Genomic DNA, 12,332 nt, shown 5'->3' with positions numbered 1-12,332 from the left:
ATAATATTTTAAAGATTATATATGATTCTTTAAAAAAACTATAAAAGGGCCATTTAATGGTCCTTTTATTTTTATACATTCGTTGAATGATTTGAACTGTTATTGCCTGCAAAGCACGGGATAAATGTTGGTAAGTTATATTGAGAAACATTTGAAATGAAGGAAAATAGAACAGTTAAAACGAATGTTAAATGTAAACCTATTCAATAGTGGTCTGAAATGAAAATAATATATTTTCAGGAGGGATTACGATGAACAGTAGTACAGCGAATAAACAAAAAGGTATACAATTGATTCCGTTTACCGTAAATAAGGTGGTTGAACAAGTAAATGAAATTCCACCAGGTGTACAACTGATTAACGCTCCACAAGTATGGGAGAAGAGTGCGAAAGGAAAAGATGTTGTCGTTGCCGTATTAGATACAGGTTGTGATATTAATCATATAGATTTAAAAGATCGTATTATTGGTGGGAGAAATTTCACGAAAGATTATGAAGGAGATCCGAACATTTACCTTGATAATAACGGCCATGGGACTCATGTAGCGGGGACGATTGCAGCGACTGAAAATGATGTCGGTGTTTTAGGAGTCGCACCTCTTGCTAAAATGCTAGTGTTAAAGGTTTTAGCGGGAGATGGTTCTGGAAGCTATGAGCAAATTATTGAGGCGATTCATTACGCTGTAAATTGGAGAGGACCTAATAAAGAAGAAGTCAGAGTTATTTCAATGTCACTTGGTGGTCCGCAAGACGTTCCGGAATTACATGAAGCTATTCAAAATGCAGTAAATCAAGATGTTCTCGTTGTATGTGCTGCAGGAAATGATGGAGATTGTGATGATAATACGGAGGAACTAGATTTCCCAGGTGCTTATGCTGAAGTAATTGAAGTTGGTGCTGTCAATTTAGAGCGGACAATCGCATGTTTTAGTAATTCAAATCAAGAAATTGATTTAGTAGCGCCAGGTGATGAAATATTATCTACGTATCCAGAGGGGAAATATGCTGTATTAAGTGGAACTTCAATGGCGACGCCGCATGTCGCTGGTGCATTAGCACTTCTCATTAAGCAGTGCGAAAGAGAATATGGCAGAAAGTTATCAGAGCCAGAAATTTACGCGCAACTTATTAAAAGAATTGTACCTTTAGGATATGAGCGTACATCTGAAGGGAATGGATTAATAGATCTATTAAAAGAATAACAAATACTAAAAAACATCTCATTTGTAAGTGAGATGTTTTTTAGTATGGCCCTGTCGCATGTAATACAACGTTTAATAAACCCGGGAATCTAGCATTTAAGTCATCTTCACGAATTGAAATGAAACGTTGTGTTCCTTCAAGACGTGTATACATGACACCTGATTCACGTAAAACTTTGAAATGGTGAGATAAAGTTGATTTTGCGATTGGAATGTTTAACGCACCACAAGATTGCTCATTTTTCTCTAGTAACATATTTACAATTTGTAAACGAATTTGGTCGCTAAGTGCATATAGGACAGAAGAAAATTGAATTTCTGCTCGATTTGGATGATAGAGTGTACGCATTTTTTCACCTACTTGTATAAGTTAACATATTTGCACTATAGCATATAAAGTGATATATTTCTATTGTTCAATTATATTCGAACAATAGAAATATAAGGGGGAGAAAAAATGAAGTATATAAAATTGCAAAAGGCTGGACTAAATATTTCAAAGTTGGGTTTAGGTACAAATGCAGTAGGGGGGCATAATTTATATGTTGATGTGGATGAGGGAGAAGGAAAACGATTAATAGAAGAAGCAATCCTGCAAGGAATTACATTTTTTGATACAGCGGATTCATACGGTTTTGGTAGATCGGAGGAATTGATAGGAGAGGTATTAAAAGAGAAACGCCACGAGTTTGTACTTGCTACAAAAGGTGGAATTCAGCCGTTATTAAATGGAGAAACTTATATTAACAATGAACCAAGTTATTTAAGAAATGCTGTGGAGAATAGCTTAAGAAGATTACAGACTGATTATATTGATTTATATTATTTACATTTTACAAATCCTGAAACATGTTACATAGATTCAATCGGAGAGCTTACTCGTTTAAAAGAAGAAGGGAAAATTCGTTCAATTGGAATATCGAATGTAAACATAGAACAATTAAAAGAAGCGAATCAACATGGTCATATTGATGTTGTACAATCGCCTTACAATATGTTAAATCGTACTGCCGAGGAAGAACTATTGCCGTATTGTATAAAAGAAGGTATTTCATTTATACCGTATGGGCCTCTAGCCTTTGGGATATTAGGTGGTAAATATACAGAAGATTTTGACTTGGATAAAGGGGATTGGCGTCAAAGTGTAAATCTATTTGAAGAAAATATATATAAAGGTAACTTTAAAAAAGTTGAAAAGTTAAAAGACGTAGCTAAAGAAAATAATATTGAATTGCCTCATTTAGCGTTAGCATGGTTATTAAATAAAGAAGGAATTGATACTGTTATACCTGGTGGAAAGCGGGCTGAGCAAATAAGAGAAAGTGTGAAAGCGGTGGATGTATCATTGAATGAAGGGGCAATGAAAGAAATCGAGTTAATATTAGAAGAGTAGTGAGGAAGGGGAAGATCGCATGCTAAGCTCCTTTTCTTTTATACTATATAAACAGCATATAGTATAAAAATAAAAAATCCCTATAAAGATAGGGATTTATATATCGGCATATAGTTCCTTGGAAAAGGATATACTTAGTTTAACATATAGGATTACTTATATTTGTGAAATAGATGTGAAAGTAATGTGAAAAATGCTTATGGTGAAAATCTTTGTAAATAAAAAGCACTGTTTTAGCTAATATAACTAAAACAGTGCTTTTCTCTTTGATTGAACAGTTGCTGCATTTTCATCATGTATGCCTGCATCTTTAATAATTCGTTGTTTTGCTTTATTTAGTAGATGGTTTACTTCTTCGCCAAAATAGTTAGCTTCGCTTTTTGTGCGGGCTTCTCGTAAACATTTATAGTTTTCTAGCAGTTCCTCTTTTTCGGTGTTTGTTAAGAAATCTTCTATTTTCTTTTTTGTCATACGAAACACCCTTTCTTCTGACAAACGACGCAATAGAAAATATATATTTTTCATTATAACAATAATTTTTAAAGAAAGTATAGACTAACGTCGTAATAATTTGTCAATTTCTTGAATCTTCTCATCAGCTTTTCCAATTTGCGTATTTTTAGCCTGCTCACCACCTAGAGCTTGGTGAAGTAAAAAGGTTTGACCGGAAATAGCAGTCACAATGGAGACTTTTATAATTTCCTTTATTGCGGTGACATCGAATAAAACGAGTCCAAGAAGTGCGGCTAGGCTACCAGTAAAAATATCAGTTAAAAATCCAAAATGAAAAAAAGTTTTCAAACGGCGTGGAAGCAATAACTTACCTTGGTTATTGATTAGATGGGAAACGAAGCCAGTAATGCCACCAACGAGAACTGCGGTTAGCCATTGATACATTTCCATCGAATCCACTCCTTTTAGTGAATAAGATTCGATTTTTTCATATTGATTCCTTTTCATATTTCATATAAGCATATTGAGAAAGTTTGTTTGGGTAAATCTTATTCAATTTAATTATAACAGAAAATTTCGATATATTTCAGTCTATTATATGAATCATATTTACAATAATATGAATACAGAAAGAGGTGTGTGATATGAATATAGAGTATCGAATAAGAAGTGTGGATGGTTATACGAAAAATATAGGGGAATTAGTAAGTATGCTGGAGCATACGAGGGCGGTAACATTACAGGAAATAGAAAATCTATCAGTTGAGCAATTAGATTTAATTATGCCAAGTGGTGGGAATTCAATTGGCGCCTTATTAAAACATATGGCATCTATAGAAAAAGCCCATCAGCTTATTTCATTTCAAAATCGTGACTTTACAAAAGAAGAATTAGAAATATGGGAAGATGCACTGTATTTAGGGGAAGTTGGGAGAACGATTCATGGTCATGAAATACAGTATTATGTACAACTTTTGCAAAGTGTTCGAGAAGAGTCGCTAAAGTATTTGAGTAAAGTAGATGATACATGGCTAATGTCAGAAAGAAAGTGGCCTAACGGTGTAGCGTATAACCAGCACTATCTTTGGTTTCATGTGATAGAAGATGAAATTAATCACCGTGGACAAATTAGAATGTTAAAGAGATATTTATTTGAAAATTACGTCAAATAAAGTAGCTTTTTAAATTGATATTCCATATAATGAGAGTAATTAAAATAAGATCGGAGTGATGTATTATGGCGAATATGACTGTAATGAATAATAAATTAAATACAAACGTGGATGGAAAGGGCGATATTATATAAGATAGTTCGCAATCCTTCCACTTAGTACAAACTAGGGAGGATCTTGATTTGAATCAAAATATTTTAGAGTCGTTCGGCTGGGATTCATTTTTTGAAGAGCAAGCTGTAGAGCAGAATTATGAAGTAGGGCGTATTTTACTTGAGCATAAGCATATATATCGTATTATTTGTAATGACGGTGAATATATGGCAGAACTGTCTGGGAAGTTTCGACATGAAGCGGTAACGAAAGGAGATTACCCAGCAGTTGGTGATTGGGTGTATGTAAAGAAAATAGAAAATGAGAAAAAGGCAATCATTCATCGTATTTTTTCGAGAAGAAGTTCTTTTTCAAGACAAGAAGCTGGTAATAGAACTGAAGAACAAATTATTGCAGCAAATGTTGATTATTTATTTTTAGTGAATGCACTTAACCATGATTTTAACGTAAGAAGGTTGGAGCGTTATTTACTATTAGCGTATGAAAGTGGTGCAATGCCTGTTATTGTTTTAACAAAAAGTAGTTTATGTGAAGATGTGGAACAAAAAATTGTAGAAACGGAAGCTGTTGCAATTGGTGTTCCGATCTTCGTCGTCGATAGTTTAGAGCATAGAGGTATTGACTCGTTACAACAATTTGTTGCTTCAGGAAAAACAATTGCTTTAGTCGGCTCATCAGGGGTTGGAAAATCTACTTTGTTAAATGCACTCGTAGGAATTGAGATAGCGAAAACGGGAGATATACGTGAGGAAGATAGTAAAGGGCGGCATACGACAACTCATCGTGAGCTGTTCCAACTACCGAGTGGGGGCTTAGTCATTGATACTCCTGGCATGAGAGAGTTACAGCTTTGGGATGGAAGCGATGCAATCCAAACAACGTTTTCTGATATTGAAGAATTTGCAAAAACATGCCGCTTCCGAGATTGTAAACATGAGAATGAGCCAGGATGCGCAGTGCATAAAGCAATTGATAACGGGCTAATGACGATAAATCGTTTGCAAAGCTATAAAAAGTTGCAAAGAGAATTGGCGTATTTTATGAGAAAACAAGATGCTATTCTTGCAAGAGCTGAGCGCGATAAGTGGAAGAAGATTTCTAAACAACATAAAAAAATGTAAAAAACCAAAGGGCTATTCCTTTGGTTTTTTACATTTGTAAATTTTATAATAATATTATTCATATATATAGACAAAGGGGGAATATTTGTTTAAACTTTACAAGGTGTTTATGAAAAACGAATTGTAAAAATAGAGGATAGGGAATGGGATATATTCATAATTAGTTATTCATCCTTAAAACTTAATATTTAAATGTAGGAGGTTTATAATGAGTAAACTGTTAAGGTGGTTTCGAGATATAAAAGTAGCAAAAAAGCTATTAATTTCATTTTTGGTAATTTTAATTGCAGCTGTCTCTATTATTGGAGGAATGTCTTATCAAACGGCTAAAAAGAATTTTGAATCACAAATTACGAGTAGTGCTCACGATAATATAAAAATATTAGATAATTTAATCAATCAAATGATTGAGGCGAAGTTTAACGAAATAAATAACTTTGCACGAGTGGTTCATAGTGATATGTATCAAGGAGATAATCAAGATGAATTAAGAAAGGTATTATCTCAGTATATTAATTTAAATAAAGATATTGAACAAGTGTATGTTGCCGGCAATGATAAGAAGTTTGTGCAAGAACCAAATATACAAATGGCAGCAGATTATGATCCAACAACTCGTTCTTGGTATAAAGATGCAGTGAGTAAACAAGGTGGAATCGTGGTCACTGAACCGTATAAGGCAAAAGGAAATGGACATATTGTCGTAACGATTGCGAAACAAACAGAAGATAAAAATGGTGTTGTTGCGGTAGATTTAAGTTTAGAGAGTTTATTGAAAACAACAAAGTTAATCAATATTGGTAAAAAAGGATATACTTTCATTTTAGATGGAAAACAAAAAATAATTGCTCACCCGCAAGAAAAATCAGGTGATAAAGCAGCTGATTCTTGGGCAAAGAGAATTTACGAAGATAATCAGGGCGCTTTTTCATACACGTATGACGGTAGTGAAAAGAAAATGGTATTTGCTACAAATTTAAAAACAGGTTGGAAAATCGGTGGAACGATGTACTCAAATGAAATAATCGAAGCTGCTCAGCCTGTATTTTATAATATGTTAATTGTTATGATTATTTCACTAGTTGTAGGAGGGGCACTTATTTATTTCGTAACGCTTTCTATTACAAAACCTTTAAAGAGATTAGTTGCCACTTCTAAAGAAATAAGTGAAGGAGATTTAACGCAAACAATTGAAATTCATTCAAACGATGAAATTGGTCAACTTGCAAAAGGATTTAATGAGATGACAGATTCACTACGAACGTTAATTGGAAGAATTAATGATTCGGCCGGGCATGTTGCAGCGGCATCAGAAGAGCTAACTGCTAGTGTAAGACAAGCGAGTGAAGCAACGGAACAAATTACAATGGCAATGGATGAAATATCAAGTGGGGCAACGACGCAAACAACAAGTGTAGAAAATGGTGCAATGTTACTGTTTGATGTAACAGAAGGAATTCAGCATGTAGCAAATAGTTCATCATCTATTAATACGGCTTCTACTCATACTCGTGAAAAAGCAGAAGATGGTGGAAAGTTAGTAGGGAAAACAGTTAATCAAATGCAGTCTATTGCAGAATCTGTTTCACAATCCGATGCAGTTATACAGTTATTAAATAATAAATCAAAGCAAATTGGTGACATATTAGAAGTAATCCAAAATATTGCAGATCAAACAAATCTTCTTGCTTTAAATGCTGCAATTGAAGCTGCAAGAGCTGGTGAGCACGGAAGAGGATTTGCGATCGTTGCAGATGAAGTACGTAAATTGGCAGAGCAATCTAGCGTATCTTCCAGTGAAATTAGTAAATTAATATGTGAAATACAAGATGATATGAGTAAGACAGTAAAATCTATGGGTCATGTAAATAAAGAAGTTCAATCTGGACTAGTTATTGCAAATGAAACGAAGCAAAATTTTGCTGAGATTTTACAATCTACAAATGAAATTGCTAATCAAATTAAAACGATGGTTGAAACGGCTAATGGGATGTCAAAAGGTGCCAATGAAGTATCTATTTCAGTCGGGCAAATTGCAATGACAGCACAGAATAATGCGACGAGTACACAAAGTGTCGCAGCGTCTGCTGAAGAACAATTAGCTTCGATGGAGGAAATTGGTTCCGCAGCTGGTACATTATCTCAAATGGCTGAAGAGTTGCAAGGATTAATTGAAAGATTTAAAGTTTAAAAGAGAAAGACTGCCCCAATAGCAGAATGCTATTGAGGCAGTCTTTTTTTACGCAATAACTGCGATGAATTAATGCTTATAATGAATGAGGATGGAGAATAGCTTAATGATGTTTAAAACTGAATTTCTCATATTATTTGTCGAAAAATAGAGGTATTTGTTAACTTTGTGTATAATTACAATCATATAGAATACAAATAAAGGAGATTATTATGGGAGTGTATTGGGGTACAAAAAGACATTCTTGGCTTAGTTATGTCTCATTTTGGCTAAGTATTTCATTTTTTGTGGTGTTTCTAATTGAAGTGTTTATTTTAAAAACACTTTCGGATAGCTCGGTGAAAATTGTTAAATATTTCTATTTCATACTCGTACCAGTAAACATCCTTCTTAGTTTAAAGTTACTTTTTAAGAAGAATGAAAAGAAAGCATTACCCATTTTTAGTTTAATTGTCTCATTATTATTTACAATTTTAATTATAGTATTAGCAATAGCAGCTACAGGGAAATTTATTTAGGGAGAGTGATATATATCACTCTTCTTTTTTGTTATGAGCAAATAAAAAATAGGTGTTGAATAAAACTTACAGTAGAATAGTAAGTAACGGACTAAGATACATAATAATGAAGATAGAATAAAGTGTTTTGTAAGTATTAATGAAGCAAATGAATACGGTAAGAACGGTGATATATGGTACAATGACTATGGATAGTGATAGAGATAAAGGGTATATAAAATACTCATCGTTTTTTAGTAAGAGAGGGGTTATCTTATGCTATACGAGGATTTGATGACATTATTTCAAGCAGCTCCAAAAAAAGATAGAGGTGGCTGGAAATATATAATCCAAGAACAAAATGATAAATATGAAATTGTTGATGAAATGTTGAAAAATCAAATGAGTATTGAATTGTATTTTAATGAATATGATGAGGTGAAAATCACTTTATATAAAGATGGAATTCCTATTTCTACTATGCAAAGAATTGCTATTTCAAAAGTTGAATTAGACGAGGATGAAGAAGGGATTCAATTCGTTTTAGAGCGCATGCCTAGTCGAATGATTCGATTGCAATTAAAGCCATATTTGGCATTGGAAATGGGACCGTACTGGGAAATATGTGATGATTGTGAATGAACATAAAGAAAGCATCCAATAAAATGGATGCTTTCTTTATGTTTTTTGAAGTTGTTTAAAAGCAATGATTGGAAGTAGAACGATACTTACCCATCCGATGATTGGATATAGAATGTGGAGTAGTTCACTGTAACCGATGTAACTAAAGCAATAACTAATTAGTAAAATGAAGAAAATAATATTGTTACTTTTCCACCCAGTGATAGATTGCATTTGTTTTGTCATCCCGAACACATTACCAACTAAAGTTGTAAACACTTCACCGAAAATAATAAGAACAAAGAAAAAGTGAAAAGTTGCATTAAATCTTCTTATGACTTCAGCCATTGGGATATTGTATTGATAAAATTGGTCGACTGATAAGATAGCTAAATGGCTGCATAATAAAATTAAAGAAAGTCCTGCACCACCTAAAATTCCACCCCACAAAATGGCTTTTCGATCCTTTACTTCACCCGCTAACGGGACGAGAACGCTTTGGGCGAGAGAAAGATTTAAAGCGACATATGTAATAGGGCTAGTAATCCACTTCATATTCCAGCTCTCTGCAGGAATAGTATTACTAATAGGTGTTGTACTGTGGAAAAAGGTTGTAATAGCAAGTCCTATAATAAATATCATCATAATAGGTACGACAAGTGTATTTACTTCAAAAACACCTTGTAATCCGCGGCTACCTATAATGAGACAGGCGATAACTGTAATGAGAATACCGAGTTGTCTTGGTAAACGAAGTTGCTCTTCAAATACCGCCCCAGCCCCTGATAGCATAACGCTCGTTACACCAAATAATACGAGTAGTAATAATGTATTTACAACATTTCCGAATACATCTCCAAATAAATATTTGTTAAAATCTTGCGCTGAAAATGCCCCGATTTGTGATGAAAGTAACATCATCTTTGTGCCGAGCCAAATAAAAAAAAATCCACTTACACATATACCAATTGTTCCGTATAATCCGTTCACTGTAAAGAATTCAACAATTTCTCGTCCAGTAGCAAATCCAGCTCCAACGACAGTTCCGATATAAGTAGCAGCAACTTTCTTTGCTACTTGCCATTGTTGATTGTCCATGTTATCCCTCTTTCTTCTATGATGAGCTTGACTTACTATAATGCATATGTAGCAGCTTGGACGATTAGACATATGAAGTAGTTGAAAAAATACATGAATTGTATGATATTAGGGAAATATTAAAGGTGTTAAAACTTTGTTACATATGAGCCAATCATTCGAAAGGGTAGGAAATGTATGGTAAAATGTAATTAGGTTATTAAAAGATAAGCATTACAAAACGATAAGAGGAGTGGATTGTATGAGTACGAATACAAATGTTGTTGAAGTATTAAACAAGCAGGTAGCAAACTGGAATGTGTTATATGTGAAACTACATAATTATCACTGGTATGTGACAGGACCACACTTCTTTACATTACATGAGAAATTTGAAGAGTTTTATAATGAAGCAGGGACGTATATTGATGAGTTAGCAGAACGTATTTTGGCGTTAGAAGGTAAACCGTTAGCGACAATGAAAGAATATCTTGCAACATCTAGTGTCAGTGAGGGGACAAGCAAGGAATCAGCTGAGAAAATGGTGCAAACTTTAGTGAATGATTACTCTGCACTTATTCAAGAATTAAAAGAAGGTATGGAAGTTGCTGGTGAAGCTGGCGATGAAACATCAGCTGATATGTTACTAGCGATTCACACGACATTAGAACAGCATGTATGGATGCTAAGTGCATTCTTAAAATAAAAATAAATATATTTTGAAAAATCCATTGAAAAATTTTTTCAATGGATTTTTTTGTGATTTTTCAGTTTTCTTTTATGCTATAATATAGTAAAAGGGAGGCGATGCAATGTTTCGCTTTTTCAGAACTGGAAAAGAAGAACGGGAAATTACGAAAGATGAATTAGAACAAGCGATGGCTAAGTTTCTAGAAACAAATGCTAATATCGTATATACAGTATTAGTAAATGATGATTATACAGTAAATTATGATTTGTTAAAGCCGTATTTGCCTGTATTTCCGACAAATGTTTTTCTTATTACGAAGGAAACGCTTGAGGTATTTGAACATACAGAAGAAAATTTAAACCTAGTTAAAGAAATTGATATCGTACAAAAGGCAGTAGATCAATATGTAACAGAAAAAGAAATGTTTCCAATTGTTGAGGGTAGTGAAGATCGCCTTATATGCGGAATGAAGCTAGGGCCGTACTTAAATCGTCTATTAAAAAGAGACTTATATATTTCAGAAAAACATTATTTAGTTTCAAGTAAACCAGATAGAAAAAAACAAAAGAGCGGGTAGATGTAAAAAACAACAATAATATATTGTTGTCTTTTTTTGTTTAAAAGTATATTGACTATTCTGTCTATTTAGTTTTATACTACACGTATTGGATAGGAAGAGGTGATGTATTATGTGTATACATACGGTAATTATTAAATATCATTCTGAGGATCAAGTATGGTTAGGTTGAGTTATTGAATATAACAATGTACATACCATGATCAAAGGATGGTATACAAGTTCGAGAAATAAATATTATAAACGGTTTCGGGGGATTGGTATATGAAAAATAGTATGACTTACATCCAGTTATTAAATGAAACGTTACGTTGTTATGCAAATAAAGGAAGTTTTGAAGCGTATACGTATATAATGGAACATGCTAAAGGTGTAATAGGTAATGAGGCACAAATATATAATTTTAAATATGCACTAGCAAGTGCAGCAGGACTTGAAGAAGAAGCTTTGCATGTAATGAAGGAAGCTATTATAGAGAATGGATTTTGGTATGGAAATGAATATTTAATTTCCGACGACGATTTAAAACCACTACATAAGTTTGAAGAGTTTCATAAAATGGTTCAATTATGTAAAGAAAGAGAAGAAGTAGCAAAGAAAACAGAACGAGCAGATGTGAAATATATTTACAGCGAGGAAAAGGGAAATCTACTAGTTACAATGCATGGTGATCAAGAAAATATAGGAATAATAGAACCATATTGGAAATCAGTTATTACACAAGATTATACGTTAGCGTTACCACAGTCTTCGCAAATTCAATTTTCAGATGGGTTTGTTTGGGATGATATACATAGAGGGAAAGAAGAATTAAAAGAGCATTACGATAAATTTATAGAGAATCATACAGTAGAAAATGTAATAATAGGTGGTTTTTCTGCTGGAGCAAGAGTAGCTTTACTTACGATTTTACAAAAAGATATAGATGTAGATGGTTTTATTTTTATGGCACCGTGGCTTCCAGAGATTGAAGAATGGAATGAGTTGCTGGAAGTGCTACAGGATAAACATATAAAGGGATATATAGTATGCGGGGATCAAGATGAAGATTGTTTCGAATGCACGCAGCAATTTGTACGATTATTAAGAGATAAGAATATAGAACATAAGTATAAAATTGTGCCTAACTTAAATCATGATTATCCTAATCATTTTGATGAGTTATTAAAAGAAGCTATTGAATATATAGGAAGTAAAAACAATAAGTAGTAAGAAAGGGAGAT

Annotated in this window: 14 protein-coding genes; 10 read left to right on the top strand and 4 right to left on the bottom strand. The window is 33.4% G+C overall.

Annotated elements, in window-relative coordinates; genetic code table 11:
* Positions 1–251 precede the first annotated feature (251 nt).
* Positions 252–1,202: a serine protease gene (locus tag G9F74_RS06405; RefSeq protein ID WP_016108219.1), complete on the top strand. Its 951-nt coding sequence runs from the start codon at positions 252–254 to the stop codon at positions 1,200–1,202.
* A gap of 40 nt (positions 1,203–1,242) precedes the next feature.
* On the opposite strand, the gene G9F74_RS06400 is transcribed toward G9F74_RS06405, so the two are convergent.
* The gene (locus G9F74_RS06400) at positions 1,243–1,551 is read right to left on the bottom strand and encodes an ArsR/SmtB family transcription factor (RefSeq protein ID WP_016108220.1); all 309 of its coding nucleotides are present in this window, start codon (positions 1,549–1,551) and stop codon (positions 1,243–1,245) included.
* Between the two features lie 108 nt (positions 1,552–1,659).
* On the opposite strand from G9F74_RS06400, the gene G9F74_RS06395 reads away from it, so the two are divergent.
* Positions 1,660–2,595: an aldo/keto reductase gene (locus tag G9F74_RS06395; protein WP_016108221.1), complete on the top strand. Its 936-nt coding sequence runs from the start codon at positions 1,660–1,662 to the stop codon at positions 2,593–2,595.
* Between the two features lie 246 nt (positions 2,596–2,841).
* On the opposite strand, the gene G9F74_RS06390 is transcribed toward G9F74_RS06395, so the two are convergent.
* The gene (locus G9F74_RS06390; protein ID WP_000162608.1) at positions 2,842–3,066 is read right to left on the bottom strand and encodes a hypothetical protein; all 225 of its coding nucleotides are present in this window, start codon (positions 3,064–3,066) and stop codon (positions 2,842–2,844) included.
* A gap of 84 nt (positions 3,067–3,150) precedes the next feature.
* The gene (locus G9F74_RS06385; RefSeq protein WP_000426317.1) at positions 3,151–3,498 is read right to left on the bottom strand and encodes a DUF4257 domain-containing protein; all 348 of its coding nucleotides are present in this window, start codon (positions 3,496–3,498) and stop codon (positions 3,151–3,153) included.
* 194 nt (positions 3,499–3,692) lie between these two features.
* On the opposite strand from G9F74_RS06385, the gene G9F74_RS06380 reads away from it, so the two are divergent.
* From G9F74_RS06380 to G9F74_RS06360, 5 genes are all read left to right on the top strand, one after another.
* Positions 3,693–4,220 (top strand): DinB family protein, encoded by a 528-nt coding sequence (locus G9F74_RS06380; RefSeq protein WP_001019820.1) that lies wholly within the window; start codon positions 3,693–3,695, stop codon positions 4,218–4,220.
* 182 nt (positions 4,221–4,402) lie between these two features.
* Entirely contained in the window at positions 4,403–5,455 is a 1,053-nt protein-coding gene (gene rsgA / locus G9F74_RS06375; RefSeq protein WP_016108222.1) for a ribosome small subunit-dependent GTPase A, read from the top strand.
* A 208-nt stretch (positions 5,456–5,663) separates the two neighbouring features.
* The gene (locus tag G9F74_RS06370; RefSeq protein WP_000040624.1) at positions 5,664–7,646 is read left to right on the top strand and encodes a methyl-accepting chemotaxis protein; all 1,983 of its coding nucleotides are present in this window, start codon (positions 5,664–5,666) and stop codon (positions 7,644–7,646) included.
* Between the two features lie 212 nt (positions 7,647–7,858).
* Complete coding sequence (locus G9F74_RS06365; RefSeq protein ID WP_016108223.1) at positions 7,859–8,164, top strand: hypothetical protein; 306 nt, start codon at positions 7,859–7,861, stop codon at positions 8,162–8,164.
* Positions 8,165–8,419: 255 nt separating this feature from the next.
* The gene (locus G9F74_RS06360; protein WP_000965090.1) at positions 8,420–8,785 is read left to right on the top strand and encodes a DUF3979 family protein; all 366 of its coding nucleotides are present in this window, start codon (positions 8,420–8,422) and stop codon (positions 8,783–8,785) included.
* Between the two features lie 36 nt (positions 8,786–8,821).
* Here G9F74_RS06360 and G9F74_RS06355 read toward each other — a convergent pair whose 3' ends face one another.
* On the bottom strand, positions 8,822–9,862 hold the full coding sequence (locus tag G9F74_RS06355) for a YkvI family membrane protein (RefSeq protein ID WP_000370197.1): 1,041 nt from the start codon (positions 9,860–9,862) through the stop codon (positions 8,822–8,824).
* 241 nt (positions 9,863–10,103) lie between these two features.
* Between G9F74_RS06355 and G9F74_RS06350 the strand changes: the two genes are divergently transcribed.
* From G9F74_RS06350 to G9F74_RS06340, 3 genes are all read left to right on the top strand, one after another.
* The gene (locus G9F74_RS06350; RefSeq protein WP_016108224.1) at positions 10,104–10,547 is read left to right on the top strand and encodes a Dps family protein; all 444 of its coding nucleotides are present in this window, start codon (positions 10,104–10,106) and stop codon (positions 10,545–10,547) included.
* Between the two features lie 106 nt (positions 10,548–10,653).
* Positions 10,654–11,109: a DUF3939 domain-containing protein gene (locus G9F74_RS06345; protein WP_000488204.1), complete on the top strand. Its 456-nt coding sequence runs from the start codon at positions 10,654–10,656 to the stop codon at positions 11,107–11,109.
* Between the two features lie 264 nt (positions 11,110–11,373).
* A complete protein-coding gene (locus G9F74_RS06340; RefSeq protein WP_000798330.1) occupies positions 11,374–12,318 on the top strand; it encodes an alpha/beta hydrolase in 945 nt (314 codons plus the stop codon).
* Positions 12,319–12,332 lie beyond the last annotated feature (14 nt).

Source organism: Bacillus sp. EKM202B, from assembly GCF_011066025.1.
Lineage (GTDB): Bacteria > Bacillota > Bacilli > Bacillales > Bacillaceae_G > Bacillus_A > Bacillus_A toyonensis.
This window is presented reverse-complemented; position numbering and strand designations above follow the sequence as displayed.

Bases quoted from the DNA above. Each gene is read 5' to 3' on its own strand.
- G9F74_RS06405 (WP_016108219.1), top strand. From the start codon at position 252: ATGAACAGTAGTACAGCGAATAAACAAAAAGGTATACAATTGATTCCG.
- G9F74_RS06400 (WP_016108220.1), bottom strand. From the start codon at position 1,551: ATGCGTACACTCTATCATCCAAATCGAGCAGAAATTCAATTTTCTTCT.
- G9F74_RS06395 (WP_016108221.1), top strand. From the start codon at position 1,660: ATGAAGTATATAAAATTGCAAAAGGCTGGACTAAATATTTCAAAGTTG.
- G9F74_RS06390 (WP_000162608.1), bottom strand. From the start codon at position 3,066: ATGACAAAAAAGAAAATAGAAGATTTCTTAACAAACACCGAAAAAGAG.
- G9F74_RS06385 (WP_000426317.1), bottom strand. From the start codon at position 3,498: ATGGAAATGTATCAATGGCTAACCGCAGTTCTCGTTGGTGGCATTACT.
- G9F74_RS06380 (WP_001019820.1), top strand. From the start codon at position 3,693: ATGAATATAGAGTATCGAATAAGAAGTGTGGATGGTTATACGAAAAAT.
- G9F74_RS06370 (WP_000040624.1), top strand. From the start codon at position 5,664: ATGAGTAAACTGTTAAGGTGGTTTCGAGATATAAAAGTAGCAAAAAAG.
- G9F74_RS06365 (WP_016108223.1), top strand. From the start codon at position 7,859: ATGGGAGTGTATTGGGGTACAAAAAGACATTCTTGGCTTAGTTATGTC.
- G9F74_RS06360 (WP_000965090.1), top strand. From the start codon at position 8,420: ATGCTATACGAGGATTTGATGACATTATTTCAAGCAGCTCCAAAAAAA.
- G9F74_RS06355 (WP_000370197.1), bottom strand. From the start codon at position 9,862: ATGGACAATCAACAATGGCAAGTAGCAAAGAAAGTTGCTGCTACTTAT.
- G9F74_RS06350 (WP_016108224.1), top strand. From the start codon at position 10,104: ATGAGTACGAATACAAATGTTGTTGAAGTATTAAACAAGCAGGTAGCA.
- G9F74_RS06345 (WP_000488204.1), top strand. From the start codon at position 10,654: ATGTTTCGCTTTTTCAGAACTGGAAAAGAAGAACGGGAAATTACGAAA.
- G9F74_RS06340 (WP_000798330.1), top strand. From the start codon at position 11,374: ATGAAAAATAGTATGACTTACATCCAGTTATTAAATGAAACGTTACGT.